Origin of the sequence: Alcaligenes sp. 1735tsa3, from assembly GCF_024134565.1 — a bacterium.
Classification (GTDB): Bacteria; Pseudomonadota; Gammaproteobacteria; order Burkholderiales; family Burkholderiaceae_B; genus Alcaligenes; species Alcaligenes phenolicus.
Window position 1 is genome coordinate 296,266 of the sequence record NZ_CP099862.1, and the last position, 24,451, is coordinate 320,716.

Below are 24,451 nucleotides of genomic sequence, written 5' to 3' on the forward strand. Positions count from 1 at the left end.
AGAATGAATGAAATAACGACTCCCCGTTTACCCGCTGTTGTGGCGGGTGTTTTAAGCCGATTACCTCCGTGGCCCGGCTCCCGCTTGTTTTGTACGGGCTTGAACGTGCTGATGCGTCCGCACTTGCCGGCTGACATTGCGGAACGATTGGAAGGTCGAGCTTTACGCATACAGGTGGCGGATGCCGGTTTAGCGTTTGACTATACGTGGCGCCAAGGGGCTTTTTACCCTCTGTCGGCACGCGCACAACATCCGGATTTGACCCTGAAAGCGGATCTTTGGGCTTTTTATCAGCTTTTGCAGAGGCAGGAAGATCCGGATACCTTGTTCTTTAATCGACGTCTGTCGATTGAGGGTGATACCGAATTGGGTCTGATGGTGAAAAACACCCTGGACGCCTTGGACCCCGATATTCTGCATCCGCGTGCAGTGCTTAAACAGGGTAAAGCGGCTTTACAGGATGTGCTGCGCCGCCCGATACGCACCCCCGCTTCTTCCTGAGACAATTAAGAGCGTCGCACTTCAAAGTGCGGAAACAGCTTCTGGAGGTTTTCCAAAACTTCCGCTCCTGGGTAGGCCTGCAAAGCCTGCCCAGTTTCATTCAGGAAATCATCATTACAGCCTTGTGTGCGGAAAATCTGCACGGCATAGCGCTGGACGCCCAGCTCATGCAGGTGTTGTCCCAAAGCTTGTACCGAGGCGGGACTGTGCAGCTGGGGATGAATAGTGCTGCGGCACTCAAACAGAACGTCTTCGTTCAGCAGCAACTGCAAACTGCGTAAGGGCGCAGCGGCACTATTGCTGCGTTGAGTAATGGCGTCGTAGTGACTGAACTCTGCCTTGATATCCAGGCCTATCCAGTCCACCCAAGGCAGGATTTCCAGCAGTCTGGCCGGATGTGTGCCGGCCGTGTGTAAACCGATTTTGAAACCCAGCCTGCGCACCGCGCGGATGGCGGAGCCCAGGGCCGGGTCCAGTGTGGGCTCGCCGCCGCTAAAGACGACGGCATCCAGCAGGCCGACGCGGCGATTCAGAAAGTCCAGCAGGGCGTTCCAATCAATAGCACTGTCTGGTGTGCGCTCTTGCAGGTGGGGGTTGTGGCAGTAGCCACAGCGCCAGGGGCAGCCTTGCACAAAGATGACAGCGGCTAATTGGCCGGGGTAATCCGTAGCCGAGAAAGGGGCGCAGCCACCCACTTTCAATGCCACTTTGTGGGCAGGCGTGGCCGGGTAAAGATGGCGCGTGGCGTAAGTCATGGAATTTGACCGGGCTGTTTATAGGGTGGGGACGGCATTGCTTGCGCAGGCGCTGGCTTCGGTGAAGTAGCGTCGCTCATGAAACTCACCTTGCTTGCCAATATTGAAAGACGACATGGGACGGTGATAGCCCATGACGCGTGTCCAGATTTCGCAAGGCTGGCGTTCGGAATCTTGAAGAGTGATGGTGTCGGTGTTCATGAATAACTCCTTGGAAAAAAGGGCCGTCACGCTATGCGGATGTGACTAGCCTGGGTGTGTGCCAAGAGGCTGGTTGTAGATAAAGGCTGAGGACAACCAAAAGCCTGGTTTTAGTTGAGCCAAGTGGATTGGGTTTAGCCTGTCTTGGTAAAAAGTTGGCTTGAAGAGATCGGTTTTAATGGACTGGTGTCGGTGTCGGTGTCGGTGTCGGTGTCGGTGTCGGTGTCGGTGTCGGTGTCGGTGTCGGTGTCGGTGTCGGTGTCGGCGTGTCCGCGATAACTTCGTTTTGAACGTCAGCCTCGGCCCGAGCTTGAGCTAACTTGTTGGCCAGCAATTCGCTGTCGCAATGCGGGCAAAACTCATGTTTTCCAGACAGATAGCCGTGCTTGGGGCAGATAGAAAATGTGGGCGTAACGGTGATGTAAGGCAAGGAAAAACGGTTCAAGGCTCGTTGCACCAGATTGCGGCAGGCATCAGTGCTGGACAGTGCTTCGGTCATGTACAGGTGCAGCACGGTGCCGCCGGTGTATTTGCCTTGCAGCTCGTCTTGTCGCTCCAATGCCTCGAAGGGGTCTTCAGTAAAGCCCACCGGCAGCTGTGAGGAATTGGTGTAGTAAGGCATTTGCTCGGTCCCTGCTTGCAGAATGTCGGGCCAGCGGGCGCGATCTTCTTTGGCAAAGCGGTAAGTGGTGCCCTCGGCAGGGGTGGCTTCCAGGTTGTACAGGTGGCCGGTACTTTCCTGAAACTCCACCATGCGCTCCCGAATATGATCCAGCAAACGCAGGGCAAAGCGGTGCCCCCACGGCGTGCAAAGATTTTGCTTGTCCTGGGTAAAGTTGCGGATCATCTCGTTAATGCCGTTAACTCCCAGTGTGGAAAAGTGATTGCGCAAGGTGCCTAGATAGCGGCGTGTGTAGGGAAACAGCCCTTGGTCCATATGCTGCTGGATCACCGTGCGCTTGATTTCCAGGCTGTCGCGGCCCATTTCCAGCAGTTCATCCAAACGGGCAAACAGACCGGCTTCATCGCCTTGATACAGATAACCCAGGCGGGCGCAGTTCAGGGTGACCACCCCCAGGGAGCCAGTTTGTTCGGCAGAGCCAAACAAACCATTACCGCGTTTGAGCAGCTCGCGCAGATCCAGCTGCAGGCGGCAGCACATGGAGCGGATCATATTGGGTTCCAGCTCGGAGTTAATGAAGTTCTGGAAGTAGGGCAGGCCATATTTGGCCGTCATGGCAAACAGGCGCTCGGCATTCGGGCTGTGCCAGTCAAAATCCCGGGTGATGTTGTAGGTGGGGATCGGAAAGGTGAAGGCACGGCCACGGGCATCGCCCTCGCTCATGACTTCGATATAGGCCTGGTTGATCATGTCCATTTCGGTCTGCAGATCCCCGTAGCAAAACGGCATTTCTTCGCCACCGATTTGCGGAACTTGCTCGCGCAGGTCGTCGGGGCACACCCAGTCAAAGGTCAGATTGGTAAAGGGCGTCTGTGTCCCCCAGCGCGAGGGTACGTTCAGGTTGTAGATCAGTTCCTGCATGCATTGGCGCACCTGCTTGTAGCTCAGGCCGTCCTTGCGGATGAAGGGCGCCATATAGGTATCAAAGGAGCTGAAGGCCTGGGCACCGGCCCATTCGTTCTGCAGGGTGCCCAGGAAATTGACGACCTGACCGACCGCACTGCTTAGATGACGGGGTGGGCCGGATTCGATTTTTCCGGGTACGCCATTGAGCCCTTCGTTCAGGAAAGTGCGCAAGGACCAGCCGGCGCAGTAGCCAGAGAGCATGTCCAGATCGTGGATGTGCAGGTCGGCCTGACGGTGTGCCTGGCCGATCGCTTCGGGGTAAACGTGGCTGAGCCAGTAGTTGGCAATCATCTTGCCTGAGCTGTTCAGAATCAGACCGCCCAGCGAATAGCCCTGGTTGGCATTGGCTTGCACGCGCCAGTCCTGGCGGTCCAGATATTCAGTAATGGAACGGATGATGTCCAGCTGAGCAGCTGGACGCGATGCAGTTTCCTGGGTAGCCATATTTTTCACCAAAACCTATATGTAGTGATTTTTAGGATTAACGACACTATATATGGTGGTTTTTGAAGGGGCTAGGCGATTGTCATCCAGGCTTGATCTAGGTTAATTTTGTGCTCGAAGTGACTGGGTCAAGGGTTTTGTCGGAAAGAAGTCGTTGGGCACTCCTTACCCTGATCGTTCGTAGGTGGAGATTTGTGAAGTCGAGGTGGTCGTGCTGCCAGGTATAAAGAGTTGGCTATGGCCATGCTATGCAAGCAAGCTGTTTATGTGGGTTGCCGTGCAAGTAGCACAACAGCAGCTTGGCTCCTGCCGGTGGAGTCGCACTGTAGCGGGCTCCACGGATAAGCGGTGTACTTGTCTGTTACAGTGCGCCGTCTCTTTTCCGGGAGGCAAAAAAATACCCGCTGACTTTTTACAGGCCAGCGGGTATTTCTTGAATAGCAGGACTTGAATAGCGGGTTTAGTGCTTGAATCGTGCTTCTAGCGCAGTACGCAGTGCCTGCTGATAATCGCTGACTTGTTCAAGCAGGCGTTCCTCGTGGGAAGCCCAGCTTTGTTTCTGCTCTTCGGTGCGTGTGGGGGCGGGCGACCAGGCTGAATCCGGAAAGAAAGGGTCGTCCTTCCAGCGAGGGATGATGTGCCAATGCAGATGAGGCACTTGATTTCCGAATTGAGCCAGATTGATCTTGGCGACTCCCAGTTGTTCACGCTGAGTCTGCTCAACCACATATACGGCTGCCATGATGTGCTGCCGTTGTTCTTCAGACAGGTCTGTCATTTCAGCCACATGATCTTGCCAGATTACCCGTGTATAGCCGGGAAACGGGCTGTCCGTGACGGCCAGTACCTGCAGCCCTGCACCCGACCATAGCAATTGATCGGGTTTCAAGGCACACAGGGGGCAAGCGTGGGTGCTCATGCAGGCTGACCGAAGAACAGGTTCTGCAAGGCAACGCCTGGATCAGGTTCACGCATGAAGGCCTCACCGACCAGGAAGGCTTGCACCTGGTTCTCGCGCATCAGGGCCACATCTTCAATGGTGTGAATACCGCTTTCGGTGACAACGCGTTTTTCGCTGGGGATAAAGGGCAGCAGGTCCAGCGTGTTCTGGGTGCTGGTTTCAAAGGTGCGCAGATTGCGGTTATTGATGCCCAGCAGGCTGGTCTTCATTTGCAAGGCAATATCCAGCTCGGCGCGGTCATGTACTTCAACCAGTACGTCCATGCCCAGTTCGTGGGCCATTTCTTCGTACTCCATCAGCTGATCCTTCTCCAGCGCGGCGACGATCAGCAAGATGCAGTCGGCACCCATGGCTCGGGCATGGATGATCTGATAGGGGTCAATAATGAAGTCTTTGCGCAGTACGGGCAGTGCGCATACGGCACGGGCCTGGCGCAGGTGGTCGTAGGAACCCTGGAAATACTGGATATCGGTCAGGACCGACAGGCAGGCCGCGCCGTGGGCGGCGTAGCTGGAGGCAATCTCAGTCGGGTTGAAGTCGGCACGGATCACACCCTTGGACGGGGAGGCCTTTTTGACTTCCGCAATAATGGCAGGCTTGCCTTGAGCGATCTTGTCTTCAATGGCGCTGGCAAAGCCGCGCAGGTCGTTCCGGTTCTTCGCTTCGCGCAGCAGATCGGACTCGCTGCGCAGTTGGCGGGCGGTGACGACTTCAGCTCTTTTGGTGTCGAGGATCTTGGCCAGAATGTCGTTCATGGATTTAACTTCCTTGTATAAGCGCGGAATTGTTCGAGTTTTTCGCGTGCGGCACCGTTGGCAATGGCCTCAAAAGCCATGCGCAGGCCTTGTTCAATGGAGTCGGCGTGGTTGGCAGCATAGATGGCCAAACCAGCATTGAGGCCCACGATATCACGAGCCGTACCCTCTTGGTTATTGAGGGCTTCCATAATCATCACGGCAGATTCTTCCTTGCTGGAGACGCGAATGCTGCGGTTGGAGGTCATGGCCATGCCAAAGTCTTCGGGGTGAATTTCGTATTCCCGCACCTGACCGTCTTTCAGTTCGCCCACCAGGGTGGCCGCACCCAGAGAGGCTTCATCCATACCGTCCTTGCCGTGCACGATCAGCACGTGCTTGGCGCCCAGGCGTTGCATTACGCGCACCTGAATCCCCACCAGGTCCGGGTGGAAGACGCCCATCAATTGGTTGGTTGCTCCGGCCGGGTTGGTCAGTGGGCCCAGAATATTGAAAATAGTGCGCACGCCCAGCTCTTTGCGGACAGCAGCCACATTTTTCATGGCGCCGTGGTGAGCGGGGGCGAACATGAAGCCAATATTGGTTTCGGCAATGCTTTGCGCCACTTGCTCGGGCGAGAAGGTCAGGTTTACGCCCAGGGCTTCCAGCACGTCCGCACTACCGGACGAGGAAGAGGCACTACGGTTGCCGTGCTTGGCTACTTTCACTCCTACGGAGGCGGCCACAAACATGGAGGCGGTGGAGATATTGAAGGTATTGGAGCCGTCGCCACCTGTACCGCACATATCCAGCAGTTCGTCCGGATTGGGCGTAATGACGGGGGTGGCAAATTCGCGCATCACCTGGGCGGCGGCAGAAATTTCACCCACGCTTTCTTTTTTCACGCGCAAGCCCATCAGCAAGGCAGCCGCGATCTGAGGCGACATTTCGCCGCGCATGAGCATGCGCATCAGATGCAGCATTTCGTCGTGGAAGATTTCCCGGTGTTCGATACAGCGCACCAGTGCTTCGGTAGGAGTGATGGTGTTCATGATTTAAAGGTCCAGAAAGTTCTTCAGTAAGGCGTGGCCATGCTCGCTTAGCACCGACTCGGGGTGAAACTGCACGCCATAAATAGGCAATTCGCGGTGACGGACACCCATGATCTCGCCGTCTTCGGTTTGCGCGGTTACCTCCAGACAGTCGGGCAGGCTGTCGCGCTCGATGGCCAGGGAGTGATAACGGGTGACGTTAAAGGGCGAGGGCAAGTTGCTGAATACGTCCGTGCCCTGGTGAGTAATAGGGGAGACTTTCCCATGCATGATTTGCTGCGCACGGATAATGCGCGCACCAAAAGCATGCCCGATCGCCTGATGACCCAGGCAGACGCCCAGAATCGGTAGCTTGCCGGCAAAGTGCTGGATCAGTGCAACCGACAGGCCCGCATCCGCAGGGGACTTGGGGCCGGGCGAGACGCACAGATGGCTGGGATTCAAGGCTTCAATTTCTTCAAGTGTGACTTGATCGTTGCGTCGTACCACTACTTCCTGACCCAGTTCTCCAAAGTACTGGACCAGGTTGTAGGTAAACGAGTCATAGTTATCGAGCATGAACAGCATGGGAATACTCCGGCAAAAAAAGGATGGCAGTGGGGCGATTAAATAGGCTCGTCCAGACCGAATTGCACTTGTTCGGCAGCGCGGATTACGGCGCGTGCCTTGGCTTCGGTCTCTTGCCATTCTTTTTCGGGATCGGAGTCGGCCACGACACCGGCGGCGGCCTGCACATAGAGCATGCCGTCCTTGATGACGCCGGTGCGTATGGCAATGGCCAGATCCATTTCGCCCGAGTAGCTCAGGTAGCCAGCAGCACCACCGTAAACGCCACGGCGCACGGGCTCCAGTTCATCAATGACTTCCATGGCGCGTACCTTGGGGGCGCCGGTCAGGGTGCCCGCGGGGAAGGAAGCGCGCAGCACGTCCATCTGGCTCATGCCGTCCTGCAGTTCACCGCAGACGTTGGAGACCAGGTGCTGAACATGCGAGTAACGTTCGATCGCCATGGTGTCCGTGACTTGTACCGAGCCGGTTTTGGCGATACGGCCAATATCGTTGCGGGCCAGGTCGATCAGCATCAGGTGTTCGGCGCGTTCTTTAGGGTCGGACTTCAGCTCGGCGGCCAGTGCGGCATCGGCTTCAGGTGTGGCACCGCGTTTGCGAGTGCCGGCCAGTGGGCGAATAGTGACGCGCTCCATGTTGCGGCCATCCTGACGGTGTTCTTCCTGACGCACCAGAATTTCTGGCGAGGCACCCACGACCTGGAAGTCGTCGAAGTTCCAGAAGTACATGTAAGGCGATGGGTTCAGCGAACGCAGGGCGCGGTACAGGGATAAGGGCGAGTCGCGGAAAGGTTTGGTGATGACCTGGCCGATCTGCACTTGCATCAGGTCACCGGCTGCAATGTATTCCTTGGCGCGGGCCACGGCCTTCAGGTAATCCTCTTTGTCGAAGTCGCGCTCGCATTCGGTTTGCATGCTGGCGTAGGCGTAAGGGATCACGACGGGTGAACGCAGCTTTTCGCGTAGATCCTTCAAACGACGCTTGGCCAGTACGTAGGCTTCGGGCTGGGCGGGATCGGCGTAGACCAGCAGGTAAGTGCGGCCAGCCAGATTATCCACAATCACCAGCTCGTCTACTTGTAGCAGCATGATGTCCGGCACGCCTTCTTCCTGGTCGGAAGGGAAGGGTTTGCGGTTCATACCCAGGGACGGTTCGATGTGACGCACCGTGTCGTAGCCGAAGTAACCAGCCAGACCACCCGCAAAGCGGGGCATGCCAGGACGCAGGGCTACTTTGAAACGGGCCTGGAATTGCTCGATGAATTCCAGCGGATCGCCTTCGGCTGTTTCGACAATCTTGCCATCGTGCAGCACTTGGGTATGACGGCCGTAGCTGCGGATCACGGTACGGGCAGGCAGGCCAATAAAGGAGTAGCGACCGAACTGCTCGCCGCCCACAACCGATTCCATCAGGCAGCTGTAACGTCCGCCTTCGGGGCCGTTGTGCGCCAGTTTCAGATAAATCGACAGGGGCGTATCCAGGTCGGCATAGGTTTCCGCAATCAGGGGAATGCGGTTAAAGCCTTCTGCTGCTAGGGCATTGAATTCTATTTCTGTCATTGGGATCTCGAGGGTCAGTGGGTACGACGAGCCGGACAGAAACAAAAAAAGCCCGGTCGTTGTGATTACCGGGCTTATTTTCCTGGAGGCGGTCCGCTGTGTACTACTTTGCAGGGACGCCAGACTTCAAGGTTATATCTACCCGATACACGAACGCCACCAGCGCCAATAAGCGCCGTAGATTGTGGATGCGTGAGTGCGAGTAGACATGAATTTTATGACGTAAATATGGTGTTGCGTTTATTGCGCAGCCAGGTGGCCGCGTCGGCAATAGAGGCAACTATACCATCGGAATCCAGGCTTTGCACATCCTTGCCTTCGTTATAGCCGTAAGGAACCAACAGTACGGGGATGTTCGCCGCACGCGCTGCCTGGGCGTCATTCATGGAATCCCCAATGACCAAGGCCTGTTCGGGAGCCAGTTTCATTTGCTCGCAGGCGTAGACAAAAGGCATGGGGTCGGGCTTTTTGCGCGGGCAGGTATCACCGCCCACCACCAGTTCGAAGTACGGGCCCAAACCTGTTTGTTCCAGCAAGGGGCGGGCAAATTGTTCGGGCTTGTTGGTGACCACAGCCAGACGCAATCCCTGGCTTTTAAAGTCATCCAATCCTTCTAGTACACCCGGATACAGGCGGCTGTGTTGGCCATTACATAATTGGTAATGGTAATAAAATGATTCCAATGCCGGGGTGTAGTCGGCAGGAGGTTCAGGTAGATCGGTCAGAGCGCGTCGCACCAGGTTTTCCGAGCCTTTACCCACGAAAGTGGCGATGCGCTCCTCTGGGAGCGGGGGTAAACCCAGGTCGATACGCATGGCATTACATGCCGAGGCCAGATCGGGAATGGTATCGAGCAGGGTTCCATCCAAATCAAACAGCACAGAGAAAATATTCATCTTTTTGTAGCGGACTTGTGACAAAATATTGTCAAATTCCTGTTAAGGTCGAGCAGAAAAAAGTTTTCGGAACGTCGGGTTTTCATTTCGTTTGATTCATCATGTTAAAGCTCCTTACTGCACGCGGGCTTATCAATTTAGTGAGCAAACCGTATTTTGGTACAAGATTGGCTTTCGATAGTCCGTTCAGAAAGGCCCTAGGAGCGGAAGTATGATGCTCGATACATTTCATCAGATTCTCGTAGAAAAACAAGTTACGCCGGTCTTTCAGCCCATTGTGGATTTGCAGTCCGGCTTGATTCTGGGTTACGAGGGTTTGATTCGAGGGCCAAAGGACAGCAGTTTTTATTCGCCCTTGGCCTTGTTTGACGCCGCCCGGCAATGTGGCCGCTTATGGGATCTGGAAGAGCTGTGTTGCCATACCTTGGTCAGCAGTTTCAAGCAGCAGGGTTTGGCGGGCAAACTGTTTTTGAACTCCAGCCCGGATGTGGTGATGCGCATGTTGCCTTCGGCCCGCATCGAACCGCGTACCGGTATGCCACAGCTGGATGGCATTGACTGGAGCCGGGTGGTGGTCGAATTGACCGAATCCGAGCGTACTGACAGCTACGACTATCTGAATCAGGCTATTGAGCTTTATCGAAAAGAAGGCCTGCAGTTTGCCATTGATGATCTGGGTGAAGGCTATGCCTCGCTGCGTTTGTGGTCCGAATTGCGACCCGAGTACGTCAAGATCGACAAATACTTTGTGCGCGATATTGATACCGATGTGCTCAAGCAGCAATTGGTACGCTCCATTTGCGATATTGCCAGCCATGCGCAATCCGTTGTGATTGCTGAAGGGATTGAAACCGGCGCGGAACTACGCACCTTGCGGTACTTGGGCGTGGCCTGTGGGCAGGGCTATTTGCTGTGTCGCCCTCAACCTAACCCCCCGCCTCAGCTGGAGCCCGCTCAAGCCGCGCTGTTTGGACCATCCACTGTGCGCACTCAGCGTCAAGTGCAAGGCCGTGATTCCATGAGCGTGCGGCGTTTACTGCGTGCCGCGCCAGCGGTGCCTGATAATACACCCACGAATCGTGTGTATGAGCTGTTTCAAAGCCACCCAGATCTTAGTGCCGTGGCTCTGGTGCGAGGGGATCGACCGACGGGTATTTTGCGTCGTAGCCAGCTTTATGATCAGCTTGCCCGGCCTTATCACCGCGAACTGTATGGCAACAAGCCATGCTCCCTGTTTATTGAAACCCCACCGCTGATTGTTGACTGCGATACCAGCTTGCTGGAGTTGGGCACCTTGATGACGCAGGGAGCGGGGGATGCCTTGAGTGATGGTTTCATCATTACCGGGGCGGGTGAGTATCTGGGCCTGGGCTCCAGTGTGGAGCTGATGCGTGAAATTACGCAGATTCAGATCATGACGGCGCGTTATGCCAATCCACTGACGCAATTGCCGGGTAATGTGCCGATTGATGAGCATATTGATGGTTTGCTGCGTAATCGGCAGAATTTCGCTGTGTGCTATGCGGATCTGGACCACTTCAAACCCTACAACGATTTGTACGGCTATCGCAAAGGCGATGAGCTGTTACGCTCCATGGCCGAGCTCTTCACCCGTTACGCGGTGGCTCGCATGGACTTTGTGGGCCATGTGGGGGGGGACGATTTTATTTTGGTGTTTACCAGCCCGGACTGGGCCGAGCGCTGCCAAAGCATTCTGGACGAGCTGGAAAAAGAGCTGGAGTCCTTGTATAGACTGGAGCATCGGCAAGCAGGCGGCTATTTGGCTGAAAACCGTCAAGGCGTGCTGGTGTTTCACCCGCTAGTGAGCCTGTCTTTAGGTGTGGTCACAGTCGAGGAGCCCGAATTGTATTCGGGCTCTTTAATTGCGGAGCTGGCCAGTTCTGCCAAGGCACAGGCCAAGCGGGTGCAGGGCAATGCCTTGTTTGTGGAGCGCCGCCGCCCCGACAGTGCGGTTCGGCAGGGCAGTTATAGCCGCAATACGATGCTGCAGTAGCGGGAACAGCAGACCGAACGCAGGATTTAGGCCTGCTCTGCCAGAGCGATTTGCGCGCGCATGTCGCGGATGACCTGAGCGTAGTCGGGCTGACCAAAAATAGCCGAACCGGCCACAAAGGTGTCAGCACCGGCTGCACGGATGGCGCCGATATTGTCCACCTTCACGCCACCGTCGATTTGCAGCAGGATGGGCTGACCACCTTCTGCAGTCCACGCATCAATGCGGGCGCGGGCTTGGCGCAGCTTGTCCATGGCGCTGGGGATAAAGGTCTGGCCACCAAAGCCGGGGTTAACGGACATCAGCAGGACCAGATCCAGCTTGTCCATCAGGTGATCCATCCAGTTCAGCGGGGTGGCCGGGTTGAATACCAGGCCGGCCTTACAGCCGTGGTCACGGATCAGCGACAGGGTGCGATCCACGTGGCGCGAGGCTTCGGGGTGAAAACTGATGTAATCGGCACCGGCTTTGGCAAATTCGGGGATCAGCGCGTCCACGGGCTCTACCATCAGGTGTACGTCGATGGGGGCAGTGGTGTGGGGGCGCAGCGCAGCACAGACCATGGGGCCGAAAGTCAGGTTCGGTACAAAGTGGTTGTCCATGATGTCGCAGTGAACCCAGTCGGCACCGGCGGCGATAACATTGCGGACTTCTTCACCCAGGCGGGCGAAGTCGGCCGATAAAATACTGGGAGCGATACGTGTGGAGCTGGCTTGGGACATAATAGGTGCCGTAAAGATTAGACATCACGAAAATCGTGGCCATATGTCATCATTATAGTTTCAAGCGGGGGGCTGTGCAGCGCCCCGTATTTGTACAGCCGTAACCTGGAATCCATCATGAAGCCTGACGATATTGAGGTGCAGATCACGCCCCAGTACCTGCCTGAGCAATCCGAGCCCGATAGCAATCAATATGTTTTTGCCTATACCGTACGGATTACCAACAATGGACAGCAGACGGCCCAGATTATCAGTCGTCACTGGATCATTACGGACGACAATCAGCAGGTTCAGGAAGTGCGTGGCCTGGGCGTTGTAGGACAACAGCCGGTGCTGGCTCCAGGTGAGACCTTTGAATACACCAGTGGTTGCCCCCTGAACACGCCGTTTGGCACCATGCGCGGCAGCTATCAATGTGTTGGTGAAAATGGTGTGCCCTTTGAGGTCGCCATTCAGGAGTTCATCCTTTCCTCTCCCCGTACCTTGCACTAAGGGCCAAACCCAGCCATGAAGATAATTTATTGCGTGCCAGCCGTACTGCTGGCATTAAGTGCCTGTTCCACCATTCCTGGGGATCAGGGTTCTTCGTCAACGGCTCCGGGTACAGCAGAAGGCGGTCCTGATATCGCTCTGCAACCGTTGCGCGTGCCGTCCTTGTCGGCACTGCCGGAAACCCCGGCGCGTGCGTTGGCAGGGCGTTATCAAGCCGTGAACTGGTCCGCCTTGCCGGGCTGGCAGGCTGATTCGCTGGACCATGTCTGGAAAGGTTTCATCAATAACTGCAAGGGCCTGATGCGTCCTGTCAGCGGTTCGCTGGCCATGCCCGCACGTGCCAATCCCCGTGCCTGGCAGCCCGTTTGTCAGGCTGCGGCTTCTGCCGGTCTGAACGCTGACACCAAAGATACGGCCGCTGTACGTGATTTTCTGCAGCAACAGTTGCAGCCCTGGCGTTTGCTGACCGGCGACGGCAAGGTGGCTCAAAATACGGTCACGGGCTATTACGAACCTTTGCTCAAGGCCTCGCGTACCCGTAGTTCCAGCTATCAATGGCCGCTTTTCGCTGCGCCGGATGATTTGCTGACGATTGACCTGGGTAGCTTGTACCCCGAGCTGGCTGGCAAGCGTATTCGCGGCAAGCAAGTGGGCAAACGCATTGTGCCCTACGACACACGCGAGCAGATCGTGTCCAAGCAGGATCGCCAGCCACCTGTGATCGTGTATGCGGAAGATCCGGTAGAAGGCTTTTTCCTGCAGATCCAAGGCTCGGGCCGTGCGGTCCTGCCCGATGGCAGCGCCGTGCGTCTGGCCTATGCCGACCATAACGGTCGCCCTTATGCCTCGGTAGGCCAATGGCTGGCCAAGCAGGGCGAGATGCCTTTGGCGCAGACTTCCATGCAAAACATCAAGGCCTGGGCCAAGCGCAATCCGCATCGCGTTCAGGAAATGATGAATGTAAATACCGCCATGGTGTTCTTCCGCGAAGAGGCCATTGTGGATCCGGAGCTGGGCCCTAAAGGTGCCTATGGCATTCCCTTGATTGGTCTGCGTTCCGTGGCTATTGACCCCACTTACGTGCCTTTGGGTACGCCTGTGTACTTGGCTACCTCGCAGCCTGCTTCTAACCAGCCTTTGCAGCGACTGGTTTTTGCTCAGGACACGGGCGCGGCGATTAAAGGTGCCGCACGTACCGACTTGTACTGGGGCACGGGCGATCAGGCTGGTGCGCAGGCAGGGCGCATGAAGCAGCAAGGTCAAATGTGGCTGTTGTGGCCACGTCAGGCAGGAGCACCGAGCGCACGATGAGCAAAGAACGAATTGTGGTGTGTGGCGGGGCCTTGGCCGGTATGGCCAGCGCTCTGGGTTTACGCAAGGCCGGGTTTGATGTCAGCATCTTGTCCCCCGCTTACAAGCCTATGGAACTGGCGGCGGGGCAGTATCACCCCCGTGTCTACGCCGTCTCGGTCGCCAGCCAGCGTTTTCTGACGCAGTTGGGTGCCTGGAACTTGATGTCGGCCCAGCGCATTTCGCCAGTGCAGGCCATGGAAGTACATGGTGATGGCGGCGGTTGCCTGAATCTGCATGCTTGGCAGGATGCGCAGGATTATCTGGCCTGGATCGTTGAGTCCGGACAGATGGAGCAGGCGCTGTATCAGGCCTTGCAAGTGTTCGGTGTGCCCTGGATTGAAGACCGTTTCGAGCGTCTGGAAGGCAATACCATCATCACCGCCGGACAGAAGCGCATCAGCGCCGATTTGTTTGTGGGGGCAGATGGTGCCCGTTCCGGCCTGCGGTCTGCGGCCGGCATTGAGCACCATGGTCGTGAGTATGGGGACGCCGGTTTGGTGGCCCACTTCAACGTGGAGCGCCCGCACCAGCAAGTCGCCTTGCAGTGGTTTACTGGCGATTCGATTCTGGCCTTGTTGCCTATGCCGGATGTGGATGGCAAACCGCAAGTCTCCATGGTCTGGTCCGTGCCGCAAGCGCAGGCCGACAAGGTGTTGGCCATGCCTTTAGAGGAGCAGGTGCAGTATCTGCAAAACAGCTTGTTCTCTTTATCCAATGGCCGTTTGGGGCAGTTAAGCTTGCGTAGCCCGGTACACGGTTTCCCGTTGACCTTTGAGCGTAGCGGCCTGGTGTCGCCCGGTGTGGCCTTGGTGGGTGATGCGGCGCATCGCGTCCATCCTTTGGCTGGCCAGGGTTTGAATCTGGGTCTGGGCGATATCGAAGCCCTGATCAAGGTCTTGTCCGAGCGTGGCCCGCATTATTCGGTCGGTGATATGCGTGTACTCAATCGCTACAAGCGCGCTCGCGCTGAACCGATTGCGGCCATGCGGGCAGCCACCGATGGCTTGTATCGTCTGTTTGCGGCACCGGGAGCACCGGCTTCCATGCTGCGCAATGCCGGTATGCAAGTGGTGGACCGCCTGCCCTGGGTGAAACGCCGCCTGATTGCGCATGCTGCCGGCGTCAGCCCCGGCGCGCTCTTGTTCTAAGGCCGCTAGGGTCTTGTCGATTAGCAAAGGAAGTACGTCATGATGTTGCACCTTCGTTCTGTATTGGCTCTGGCGTTTTTGTCGCTGTGCAGCCTGGCTCAGGCCACCAGCCCCGCCAAAGTAGACACACGTTTCGAGACTACCCGCCAGGCCTTTGAAGCCGCTTTCCCCGGCGTGACGGTCGATGGTATTCGCGCTACACCATTTCCCAATTTGCTGGAAGTGGAAGTGGGCGGCACCTTGCTCTACACCGACCCGCAGGCCAGCTTTGTGATGCAGGGTTCTTTGCTGGATAGCAAAACTCGTGTTGATCTGACCGAGCAGCGCATGCAGGAACTCAATCGTGTGTCGCTGAATGACTTGCCGCTGGATAAGGCCATCAAGCTGGTAAAAGGCGACGGTAGCCGTCAAATGGTGGTTTTTGAAGATCCCAATTGCGGCTATTGCAAACGTCTGCATACAACTTTGCAGGAGATCGACAATGTTACGGTTTATAGCCTGATGTTTCCCATCCTGGGACCGGACAGCCGCCGCAAAGCCGAGGACATCTGGTGCGCCCAAAACCCCGCTAAAACCTTGAGTGATTGGATGGGGGGCGGAGCGCGACCCGAGAAAGCCTCGTGTGAGCATCCATTGGATCAGTTATTGGCAGTAGGACAAAAACTGCGCGTTCAAGGCACCCCGGCCATTTACTTTGCTGATGGCAGCCGCGCTGATGGCTGGCTGCCTGCTGCCCAGTTGCAGTCTCGCCTGGACGCTGCCGCCCAGTAAGTATTCTGGCTGGTCTTGAGCTAGAACAACCCGCTTTCGAGCGGGTTTTTTATGTCCCATCGTTATGGAAACTATAATTATTTGTGGGGCATGATTTTAAAAGAGCAGCGATTAGAAAATAATCCCGAGATGGTTCAGGCGGTAAGGCGGACGTTATTTTGAAGACAAAAAATTTCAAACGCCACATTTGACCATTCTTTACTTTGTGCTCCGTATTCTAGAAGTGATAATTCTAACTATTGATAAAAATAGTATTGTCGGCCCTCGCCGGGAACGTCGTGGGACTGACAATAATTAAATAGTAGGCGCTTATGGAACATGCACGCTGCGTGTTGATTGTTTTGGAAGAAGGCGAAGGCTTGCACTACTGGCTGGAGCAACTGCGGGTTTTCGGTACCAAGACAAGCGTTGTCAGATCCCTGGAGAAGGTAGCCGAGGCGCGTCTGAGCCAGGCCGATCTGTTGCTGTTTCCTGTTGAGACGGGCTACGTGCCTTTGATGGTGGCCAAATTGCGCAATGACTTTGGCTCGCTGGGTATTGTGGCCGTTCAGTCCGGCCTGTCTGCCAGTGCTCGTGTGCAGTTGCTGCTGACGGGCGCTGATGCGTGTCTGGCTATGGATGTGCAAGTTCCCGAGCTGATGGCCTGGTGCCATGCCGTGCGCCGCCGTAATGTTTATGCCGCCGTGGGTGCCACCCAGGCGATGGAAGAGGTTCAGGATCAGAGTGGCCAGCAGGAATGGATCTTGCGCGATAAAGGCTGGACTCTGGTGGCTCCCAATGGGGTGGGACTGGAACTGACGCATAGCGAACGTCAATTGATGGACGCATTCATCCGCCATGCGGATGCCCGTTTCAGCCGTGAAGACCTGATGCGTGACAAAGGCTTGGCTGCCAGTGACAGCCGTGCAGTGGATTCCCTGATCAGCCGTTTGCGCCGCAAGGCCAGTCAGGCAGGGGTGGCCTTGCCGATCAAGTCGGTGCACGGCTGGGGCTACACCTTTACGGGCAAGTTGATCGCCCAGCAAGAGCCGCAAGATACTGAAATCATGGAGTTTTACGCCCAGCGCGACGAGCAGGAAGCATCCCAGCCCACGCCGCTGGAACTCTTGCGTGCGCTGGAAACTCTGGATGTGCTTGATCCCCAGGCCAGCGAAGCGCTGTCTTTCTCTTATCAGTTGCGCGTGGCGACCAGTACGGGCCAATACAGTGGTGTGGACGCCCAGGTGTTCTGGACCTCGCCCACAGGCTTGCGTCTGTCATCGGATCTGGTGTTGCGCCATATGCCTGACGCCATTCACCGTCAGGCTTTGTGCGAATGGATGCTGCGCACCCTGATGGCTGACGTGCGTCGCTGGTGGCAGGAGTACTCGCTGCGTGCCAGCCATATTGGCCTGAAGTTGCCCATCGATATGCTGCTGCCTATCTATAAGCGCATGCCCAGCATGTTGCGTCAGTTCGAGTTGCAGCCTTGCTGTGTAGAACTGGACTTGTTCAGCGACGAGGAATTGGAAGAAACACCAGAACTGATCCAGGCTTTGCAGTTTCTGAAAGAACAGGACATTCAGGTCTGGCTGACCAGCCCCGATATTGAGAACAACAAGCTCAACCGTTTGCGTGGCTGGCCAATTAGCGGCGTCAAACTGGAAGCCGAGGTTATTCAACGCGCCTGCCGTGAACCGACGTTCAAGGCATTGCTGGAAACCGCGTGCCATTTACTGAGCGAGCAGGGCTTTGAGCTGGTTATCAAAGGTGTCGATAACCTGGAACAGCGCGATCTTGCCTTGAATCTGGAGCTGGGTCATTACCAGGGGCGTCTGACCTCGGAATTGATGTCTGAAGATGGCTTCTTGCTGACTCTGGCCAGCAGCGAACCCTCTTTTGGCCAAGGCCATGAAGCTTCCCGACGCTTGAGTGGTAGTGTTTTATAAGCCGCCTTAGCATCCAATTATCTCGATATGTAACTTTAATTAAGTATTTCAAGCCCGAGGCCGTTACCCAGCTTGTTCGATGGGGCCTCCATGTAGGCCGACCGTGGTGACACGGTCGGTTTTTGCGTACCTGGGACCTGTCTTTTCAGCGTTGCTCGGGGAATATGATGCGTTTGGGCTTGAAACAGAAGTTGTGGTTGCCATTGATCTTGTGCTTGATGGCGTTGGTGGCGGTTTTTGCGTTTGTGAACTATCAGCTCTATCAGGCACAGATGGAGGAGCGAAAAAGTAGTTTGCAGCACATCGTCAATATTGCAGCAAACATTACGCAGGACTATCAGCAACTGGTCAGCAAAGGCGTTCTGAGCAAGGAAGAGGCGCAAAAGCAGGCGCTGCAACGCATCGCTAGTATCCGTTTTGGGCAGGAAGGTTATGTGTCGGTGTTATCGACCGATGTGGTGTCCATCATGAATCCCAGTCGACCGGAGCTGGACGGCCAGGACGTCAGTGCCGTGGTCGATAGCAACGGCGTGCACCCTTTTGCCGAGATGAGCCGCATCGGCCGCAATGGTGGCGAAGGTTTTCTGGAGTATCACTGGCCCAAACTTAGCGACAAGAGCAATGCCCCCAAACTGGCCTTTGGCAAAGGGGTGACGCAGTGGGATTGGGTGCTGACCTCGGGCGTATATATCGACAATATTCAGGCGCGCTTCCTGAGCAATCTGCTCAGCTCGTCAATCGTGTTTGTTCTGATCGTGCTGCTGGTATCAGCGGTTACTGTGTTTCTGGCGCGCCAGATCTTTGCCGAGCTGGGGGCTGAGCCCAAAATTTTGCATGAAGCGGCCCAAGCCATTGCCAATGGCGATTTGCGTGTGACTCATTCCCTACGCTCGATTCCGGACAATAGCGTGATGGCCTCCATCGAGCAGATGCGCCTGAAGCTGAACGAGGTGATGCGCACGCTGCAACACAGCAGTGGTGTGATTGCGGACGATACCTCGCAACTGTCTGTGGGCAATCTGGAGCTGTCCAGTCGCACGACTCAGCAGGCCGCGGCCTTGCAGGAAACAGCATCGGCCATGGAAGAGATGACGGGCACCGTTCGCATGAGCGAAGAAAACGCCATGCGTGCCGAGGAAGTTTCCAGCCAGGTGCAGAAAACTGCCCAGCATGGTGGTCAGATGGTTAGTGAACTGGTGGACCGCATGGGCGCGATTCGCGCTACCAGTGGCAAGGTGGCGGACATCACCACGGTGATTAACTCGATTGCCTTCCAGACCAATATTCTGGCCTTGAACGCGGCTGTGGAAGCGGCGCGAGCCGGTGAGCAAGGTCGAGGCTTTGCGGTGGTGGCGGGTGAGGTACGTGCTCTGGCGCAGCGCACGACGGCGTCAGCCCAGGAGATTGCTCAATTGGTGGAAGCGTCCTCCAATAGCACCCGCGAAGGCGTGCAGCTGATGGGGCAGGTCGGTGAGGTCATTGATGAGATGGTCACCGGCAGTTCGCAAGTGATGACGATTGTGCACGAGATTGCGGCTTCTACTCGCGAGCAAACCATTGGTATCGAGCAAATCAACGTGGCGGTGGGGCAGTTAGATTCGGCCACTCAGCAAAACGCGGAAATGGTGAACCAGGTGGCGCACACCTCCAGCGAGTTGCAGGAGCAGGTGCAAGAGCTGGATCGTTTGATTCAGGCCTTCCGTCTGGGGTGATAAATGGCGCCGCCTCGCGCCAGCCAAGGGGTGCGCTGATTATTTTTGATCGTATACTGCTTCTTGGTACTGGGCTTGTCCTGCGGCAAACCGGCATTTAGGAGGATGTATGTTGCGCGCACCTGTTGTTGCTGTATTGATGGTGGGAATGGTTGGGTCGGCTTGGGCGGCTACGCTGCCTTCGGCTCAAGGTGAGGTTCAGGCGCACGAACATCATGAACGAATACTGAGCTTGCAGCAAAATGAGCTGGTGCAAGGCAGTTGGCAGCACAGTGGTGATGTGGCGCTGGAATTGTTCGGCCCGGATGGCAAGGCGATTCGTCATTGGGCAGATGCACCGGAACGGGGTGGCCCTTTTGGCTTTATTGCCAGCACGGCGGGCGAGTATCGTTTGCGTGTGCAAGGGCAGGGCGAGTATCAGTGGCAGGTTAAATCGGTTACGGCTCCCCAGGCGCCGGCTCAGGCCGAGCCTTTGCAAGGCGATGTGATCCGTCAGTGGAGCATGCGCTTGCGCGCGGGCGAGCCGTCTCGCGGTTTCTGGGACTATGTGCAGCGTGTAGGTTCGCCTTTGGTGGAGCGCTACAGCACTACGCATGATCGCGTCACGTTTGTCTGGCGCGGTGCTCAGAACGAGGTGCGTCTGCATGGCGGGCCTTTCTCGTATACCGATCGCATGCATCGTTTGGGTGAGTCGGATATCTGGTACATCACCTACGATTTGCCGCGTGATGCCCGCTTTGCCTATCGCATGGCGCCGGATGTGCCTTATGTGGGCCAGAACCTGGCGCGTGAAGTGCTGCGGGCGGCGTTGCAGCGCGATCCTCATAACGCCAAAGCTTTGCCGGAAAACAGCAAGGATCTGTTTGATGGTGAGTCTGTCTTGCGTTTGACGCAGGCACCTGCCGAGGTGGTGAGCCTGGAGCCGCAGCAGTTGGGGCAGGGGCAATGGCGTACGGAGCGCTTGCCCAGCGAGGCTTTGGGTGTGGAACGGCAGGTGCAGATTTATCAGCCTGCGGGCACTCGGGCTCAGGAAATTGATCACACCTTGATTTTGTTCGATGGTCGGGACTATCGGGATTTGGCGCGCGCGCCGGCCATGCTGGATACTTTGATTGCGCAGGGGCGCGTGGAGCCTATGTGGCTGGTCCTGGTGGACAATCCGGGCATGGCGGAACGGGCTCGTGAGTTGCCGCCTAATGAGGCTTATATCAAGTTTCTGGATAAGGAATTGATGCCTTGGCTCAAGGCCCAAGGGGTGCAGTCGACAGCGGACAAGACGGCGATTGGCGGCTCCAGCTACGGTGGTTTGGCTGCCATGAATGCCGCCTGGCGTTTGCCGCAGCTGTTTGGCAATGTTCTGAGCATGTCGGGGTCGTTCTGGTGGGCTCCGACGGGTGATGCTCGTGGGCAGTGGCTGACGCGGCAGATGGCGGACTCAGAAGCTGTGCCAGTGAAGATTTATATGAGCGCCGGGGTGTTTGAGTCTTCAGGCTCCAGCCGGGATGTCAGCCTGGTGCAGGCGAATCGTCATCTGGATGATGTGCTGCGGGCGCGGGGGTATGACGTGCGTTACGTGGAAAGTGCGACGGCACATGATTTTGTGGCGTGGCGGGATGCTTTGGCTTTGGGTTTGGAGCATTTGTTCGGGATTGAGCAGGTTGAGGCTCCGGTCGAGAACAAGAAGTAGCTGGACTTAAGTTGTGAGGGACGGGCTATAGGCGGGCTCAGGAGGCTGGACCGGGGGGCTGTTCGGATCGGGGCAGGCTCCGGCGGGGCTGAGCGCTTGCTGGTGCTGCGCACCAGTGCCCTTGGCATAAGATTGCTACGGGCGGGGCCTGAACTCGCCGGGTACTTGGTCCCCCGGACCAAGTACAAACGTCCGGCTCAAACAGCAGGCCCCTTGCATCCCTACGCAATCTGATGCCCGCGGCAAGCACTCTGATCCGCCCCGCCGGAGCCTGCTCCGACCCGAACAGCATGGTGGCAGTGCTCTTGAGTGGGCCTGCTTTCAACGGTTGTTGGCGGGGGCGGTTGGCACGCTGGAGCTGCTCGATCTAGTTCACAGACTCGACGGAATTAAGAGGTAGCTGATAGGAGGCTACCTGCACTGAGCAGGTCTAATCTGATGCTGACCTGACCTGACCTGACCTGACCTGACCTGACCTGACCTGATTCGATCCGATTTGACCTGACTGAGTCTGTCTTCATTGAGCCGCATTTACGATGTTTCGGTTCGTTCGTATTCTTCCTTGACTTGGCAATAGGTGGTCAGTCCTTATCGGCACTGTCACTAGTAGGGATGTTCGTATGCTTTTGTCCGGCCTCGTTCCGATGGGCAATAAAAAAGGGCGGAGATTCCGCCCTTTTTTGCGTCTGGCTGTTTAGCCTTGGTCCAGTGTGGCACCGCCGTCCACGCGCAAGTCGGACAGGGTGATGTGGCTGGCGCGGTCCGAGAGCAGGAACAGGACGGCTTCGGCGATTTCTTCGGGGGTGGCGATTTTTTGCAGGGGGATGCCCAGGCGGTAGTTTTCGCCGGAGCCCGCGATGACGGTTTCGCGCGAGCTGCCTTGTGCCCACATGGCTTGTTGCATGGGGGTGTCGGTGGAGCCGGGGGAGATGATGTTCACCCGGATGCCGTGGGGGGCCAGTTCCAGGCCCAGGCAGCGGCTCAGTTGGGTGACGGCGGCTTTGGAGGCGGCGTAGGCTCCCATGGCGATGCGTGGTGTGGCGGCGGAGTTGGAGCTGACGTTGACGATGGCGCCTTGCTTGCGCTCGATCATGCCTTTGGCCACGTTGCGGCAGACGTTGAAGACGCCGGTGGTGTTGATGGCAAAGGTGCGATCCCATTGTTCGTTGCTCAGCTCGGTGATGCGGCCCATTTGCAGGACGCCCGCGACACAGGCCAAACGATGAATAGGACCCAGTTTTTCCTGCCCTTGGGCCAGCGCTGCATCAACGGCATCGGCTTGGCTGATGTCGACCAGGTGGCAGGAAACCCGATCACTGTATTCGGATTGACTCAGTTGGGTCAGTCCTTCTACATCCAGGTCCAGAGCGATGACGCTGGCGCCTCGTTCCAGCAGTAGTTGGGTGACGGCAGCGCCAATGCCACGGGCCGCGCCCGTGACGGCTACGCATTCACCTGCAAATTCTTGTGTGCTCATGTGTGCTTCCTGTTTAGCTCTGCAGGCTGTCCTGGATTTCGGCGCAGGTCAGGCTGACGCCGCAGCGTTGCGAGACGTGGCGGATCGCCATGTGGTGTTCTTCCAGCGAGAAGTCGGCAACGCCGTCGATGGCCAGGAAGGGCTGCACGTCTTGCATGAAGGCTTCCAGGGCGGTGGTCATGCAGCCGATGTGGGCGTAAACGCCGGTGATGATCAGCTGGTCGCGGCCCAGCTTGCGTAGTTGCTCACGCAGGTCGGAGCGCTGGAAGGCGCTGTAGCGCCACTTGGTCAGCATGATGTCGTTTTCGGCCGGTGTCAGCTCGGGCACGACGGCTTGCTGGCTGTGAAATTCGCTGGCGGTCAGGCCGGGGCCCCAGAAGTCGTTCAGCAAGGCCCGGTCTTTCTCGGGTTGTTCGGTAGGCTGGGCGGTGTAGAACACGGGTATTCCCAGCTTGTGGCAAACCTCGCGCAGGGCGGCAATGCGTTCGATCAACATGGGGATAGGAGCCTGGCTCATATCGTATTTCTGCAGAAAGTAGGTCTGCATATCGTGTATGAGCAGGGCGGCACGATTGGCCTGTGGGCGCCAATTGACGCGGTTGGCTACGGAGGTTTGAGGCAGTTCGTAGCTGGGCAAGGCGTGAATGGTCATGAATCGTGTCTCCTTTAGATTGTTATGTTCTGGGCCAGACCCAATGAGTTGATCAGGGTCATGAGTTTATTGCCGGTTTCCTGGCGTTCCAGGGCAGGGACGGAGCCGTCCACAATGCCGGCGCCAGCCGATAAGGTCAGCCCTTGCTGGGTGTAATGGCCGCAACGAATGGCGACTGCCCATTCGCCGTTGCCTTCGTGGTCGTTCCAGCCTATGGCGCCTGCAAAGTAGCCGCGATCAAAGACTTCAGTGGCCTCGATGGCCTGCATGGCGGGCTGGGTGGGCAGGCCGCAAACGGCCGGCGTGGGGTGCATGGCCAGTGCCAGCTCCAAAGAGGTGACGGACGGGTCACGCAAACGGCCGCTGATACGGGTGGACAGGTGCCACAGGTTGGCGGTGCTGGTCAGGCTGGGGCCATCAGGCACGTCCAGGGAGTCGCAGAACTGGGACAGGATACGCACCACGTCTTCAATGACGTAGGCGTGCTCGCGCAGGTCTTTGCTGGAGGCCATCAAGCTGTCGGCGCTGGCCTGGTCGCGCTGTGGGTCGGCAAAGCGGGGGGCGGTGCCTGCCAGCGGGTTGACGGTAACCAGATCGCCCTGGCGACGCACCAGCAACTCGGGGCTGGCCCCAAAAAACAGATCCGGGTCTTGAGCCTTGCCGCCCGGCAAGGGCAGGGCGTAGGTGTAACCGGCAGGATTGCTGTGGAGCATATTGCTCAACACAGTCTGACGGTCCAGGGCTTCGTTCAGGGTGATGGTGACAGTGCGGGCCATCACGGTTTTGGCAATGTTCTGTTCGCGCATCGTGGCCAGGATGCGGCTGACGCTGTCTTCGTAGCCTTCGCCATCAGGCAGCAGGCTTTGGCTGGCAATGCTGTTGTTGGATTTGGCCAACGGCGGGCGCTGTACCGGGCGCAGCAGGACGGGATCGCGCTGATATTCTTTGGGAACGCGCAGGTAAGCCTGGCGAGTCGGGTTAAAAGGGATCACTCCCATCAACAGGGGGGCGTCCAGACCTTGCTGAGCGGCTTGCGCCAGCAAGGCTTGGGCATCAGAGAGCAGTTGCCCTTGGGCATTGTTGGTATGCCGCTCCAGTGCCGTGCCGTGGGCCATCAAACTGACGGTGGGAGAGGCAAATACGCTGCTGTCGGCCTGGTAATGACCTAACCATTCTTCAATGGTGGCATGGCGGACTTGGTCGGCTATACGGCTATTCATAGGAGTCCTTTTTGGGG

General features: G+C 57.0%; 22 protein-coding genes. 9 read left to right on the top strand and 13 right to left on the bottom strand.

The window, feature by feature from the left end:
• Positions 1-3: 3 nt before the first annotated feature.
• Positions 4-501: an SCP2 domain-containing protein gene (locus NIZ92_RS01335; RefSeq protein ID WP_254002568.1), complete on the top strand. Its 498-nt coding sequence runs from the start codon at positions 4-6 to the stop codon at positions 499-501.
• Positions 502-506: 5 nt separating this feature from the next.
• On the opposite strand, the gene NIZ92_RS01340 is transcribed toward NIZ92_RS01335, so the two are convergent.
• The 9 genes from NIZ92_RS01340 to NIZ92_RS01380 form a co-directional block, all read right to left on the bottom strand.
• Positions 507-1,256: an anaerobic ribonucleoside-triphosphate reductase activating protein gene (locus NIZ92_RS01340; RefSeq protein ID WP_254002569.1), complete on the bottom strand. Its 750-nt coding sequence runs from the start codon at positions 1,254-1,256 to the stop codon at positions 507-509.
• An 18-nt stretch (positions 1,257-1,274) separates the two neighbouring features.
• Positions 1,275-1,457, bottom strand: coding sequence for an anaerobic ribonucleoside-triphosphate reductase (gene nrdD / locus NIZ92_RS01345; RefSeq protein ID WP_009458520.1), 183 nt, complete (start codon positions 1,455-1,457; stop codon positions 1,275-1,277).
• A gap of 175 nt (positions 1,458-1,632) precedes the next feature.
• Positions 1,633-3,489, bottom strand: a complete 1,857-nt coding sequence (locus tag NIZ92_RS01350; protein ID WP_254002570.1) for a ribonucleoside triphosphate reductase — start codon at positions 3,487-3,489, stop codon at positions 1,633-1,635.
• A 460-nt stretch (positions 3,490-3,949) separates the two neighbouring features.
• Positions 3,950-4,408 (bottom strand): HIT family protein, encoded by a 459-nt coding sequence (locus tag NIZ92_RS01355; RefSeq protein ID WP_203145195.1) that lies wholly within the window; start codon positions 4,406-4,408, stop codon positions 3,950-3,952.
• Complete coding sequence (gene trpC / locus NIZ92_RS01360; protein WP_009458523.1) at positions 4,405-5,205, bottom strand: indole-3-glycerol phosphate synthase TrpC; 801 nt, start codon at positions 5,203-5,205, stop codon at positions 4,405-4,407. The genes NIZ92_RS01355 and trpC overlap by 4 nt, the downstream gene beginning before the upstream one ends.
• Entirely contained in the window at positions 5,202-6,236 is a 1,035-nt protein-coding gene (gene trpD / locus NIZ92_RS01365) for an anthranilate phosphoribosyltransferase (RefSeq protein ID WP_035268496.1), read from the bottom strand. Before trpD ends, trpC begins: the two co-directional genes overlap by 4 nt.
• Positions 6,237-6,239: 3 nt before the next feature.
• Positions 6,240-6,803, bottom strand: a complete 564-nt coding sequence (locus tag NIZ92_RS01370; protein WP_021447083.1) for an aminodeoxychorismate/anthranilate synthase component II — start codon at positions 6,801-6,803, stop codon at positions 6,240-6,242.
• A gap of 38 nt (positions 6,804-6,841) precedes the next feature.
• A complete protein-coding gene (gene trpE, locus NIZ92_RS01375) occupies positions 6,842-8,362 on the bottom strand; it encodes an anthranilate synthase component I (RefSeq protein WP_009458527.1) in 1,521 nt (506 codons plus the stop codon).
• Between the two features lie 215 nt (positions 8,363-8,577).
• The gene (locus NIZ92_RS01380) at positions 8,578-9,258 is read right to left on the bottom strand and encodes a phosphoglycolate phosphatase (protein ID WP_021447082.1); all 681 of its coding nucleotides are present in this window, start codon (positions 9,256-9,258) and stop codon (positions 8,578-8,580) included.
• Positions 9,259-9,469: 211 nt separating this feature from the next.
• On the opposite strand from NIZ92_RS01380, the gene NIZ92_RS01385 reads away from it, so the two are divergent.
• Positions 9,470-11,272 (top strand): GGDEF domain-containing protein, encoded by a 1,803-nt coding sequence (locus tag NIZ92_RS01385; RefSeq protein ID WP_035268491.1) that lies wholly within the window; start codon positions 9,470-9,472, stop codon positions 11,270-11,272.
• A 26-nt stretch (positions 11,273-11,298) separates the two neighbouring features.
• On the opposite strand, the gene rpe is transcribed toward NIZ92_RS01385, so the two are convergent.
• Positions 11,299-11,994, bottom strand: coding sequence for a ribulose-phosphate 3-epimerase (gene rpe / locus NIZ92_RS01390; protein ID WP_254002571.1), 696 nt, complete (start codon positions 11,992-11,994; stop codon positions 11,299-11,301).
• A 117-nt stretch (positions 11,995-12,111) separates the two neighbouring features.
• Here rpe and apaG point away from each other — a divergent pair, with 117 nt between their 5' ends.
• The 7 genes from apaG (at position 12,112) to NIZ92_RS01425 (ending at position 21,085) form a co-directional block, all read left to right on the top strand.
• Complete coding sequence (apaG, locus tag NIZ92_RS01395) at positions 12,112-12,486, top strand: Co2+/Mg2+ efflux protein ApaG (protein ID WP_021447080.1); 375 nt, start codon at positions 12,112-12,114, stop codon at positions 12,484-12,486.
• A gap of 15 nt (positions 12,487-12,501) precedes the next feature.
• On the top strand, positions 12,502-13,797 hold the full coding sequence (locus NIZ92_RS01400; RefSeq protein ID WP_035268486.1) for a murein transglycosylase A: 1,296 nt from the start codon (positions 12,502-12,504) through the stop codon (positions 13,795-13,797).
• The gene (locus tag NIZ92_RS01405; RefSeq protein ID WP_254002572.1) at positions 13,794-14,987 is read left to right on the top strand and encodes an FAD-dependent monooxygenase; all 1,194 of its coding nucleotides are present in this window, start codon (positions 13,794-13,796) and stop codon (positions 14,985-14,987) included. Before NIZ92_RS01400 ends, NIZ92_RS01405 begins: the two co-directional genes overlap by 4 nt.
• A gap of 39 nt (positions 14,988-15,026) precedes the next feature.
• On the top strand, positions 15,027-15,758 hold the full coding sequence (locus NIZ92_RS01410; protein ID WP_254002573.1) for a DsbC family protein: 732 nt from the start codon (positions 15,027-15,029) through the stop codon (positions 15,756-15,758).
• Positions 15,759-16,069: 311 nt separating this feature from the next.
• A complete protein-coding gene (locus tag NIZ92_RS01415) occupies positions 16,070-17,686 on the top strand; it encodes an EAL domain-containing protein (RefSeq protein ID WP_203145194.1) in 1,617 nt (538 codons plus the stop codon).
• Between the two features lie 179 nt (positions 17,687-17,865).
• Positions 17,866-19,398, top strand: a complete 1,533-nt coding sequence (locus NIZ92_RS01420; RefSeq protein ID WP_254002574.1) for a methyl-accepting chemotaxis protein — start codon at positions 17,866-17,868, stop codon at positions 19,396-19,398.
• A 109-nt stretch (positions 19,399-19,507) separates the two neighbouring features.
• Positions 19,508-21,085, top strand: a complete 1,578-nt coding sequence (locus NIZ92_RS01425) for an alpha/beta hydrolase-fold protein (RefSeq protein WP_035268476.1) — start codon at positions 19,508-19,510, stop codon at positions 21,083-21,085.
• Positions 21,086-21,779: 694 nt separating this feature from the next.
• Here the strand turns inward: NIZ92_RS01425 and NIZ92_RS01430 are convergent.
• Genes NIZ92_RS01430 through NIZ92_RS01440 form a run of 3 tightly spaced genes read right to left on the bottom strand, consistent with a single transcriptional unit; the run spans position 21,780 to position 24,434 of the window.
• Positions 21,780-22,562: a 2,3-dihydro-2,3-dihydroxybenzoate dehydrogenase gene (locus NIZ92_RS01430; protein ID WP_203145191.1), complete on the bottom strand. Its 783-nt coding sequence runs from the start codon at positions 22,560-22,562 to the stop codon at positions 21,780-21,782.
• A 13-nt stretch (positions 22,563-22,575) separates the two neighbouring features.
• Positions 22,576-23,214 (bottom strand): isochorismatase family protein, encoded by a 639-nt coding sequence (locus tag NIZ92_RS01435; RefSeq protein WP_226349570.1) that lies wholly within the window; start codon positions 23,212-23,214, stop codon positions 22,576-22,578.
• Between the two features lie 14 nt (positions 23,215-23,228).
• Complete coding sequence (locus tag NIZ92_RS01440; protein ID WP_254002575.1) at positions 23,229-24,434, bottom strand: isochorismate synthase MenF; 1,206 nt, start codon at positions 24,432-24,434, stop codon at positions 23,229-23,231.
• Positions 24,435-24,451: the final 17 nt, after the last annotated feature.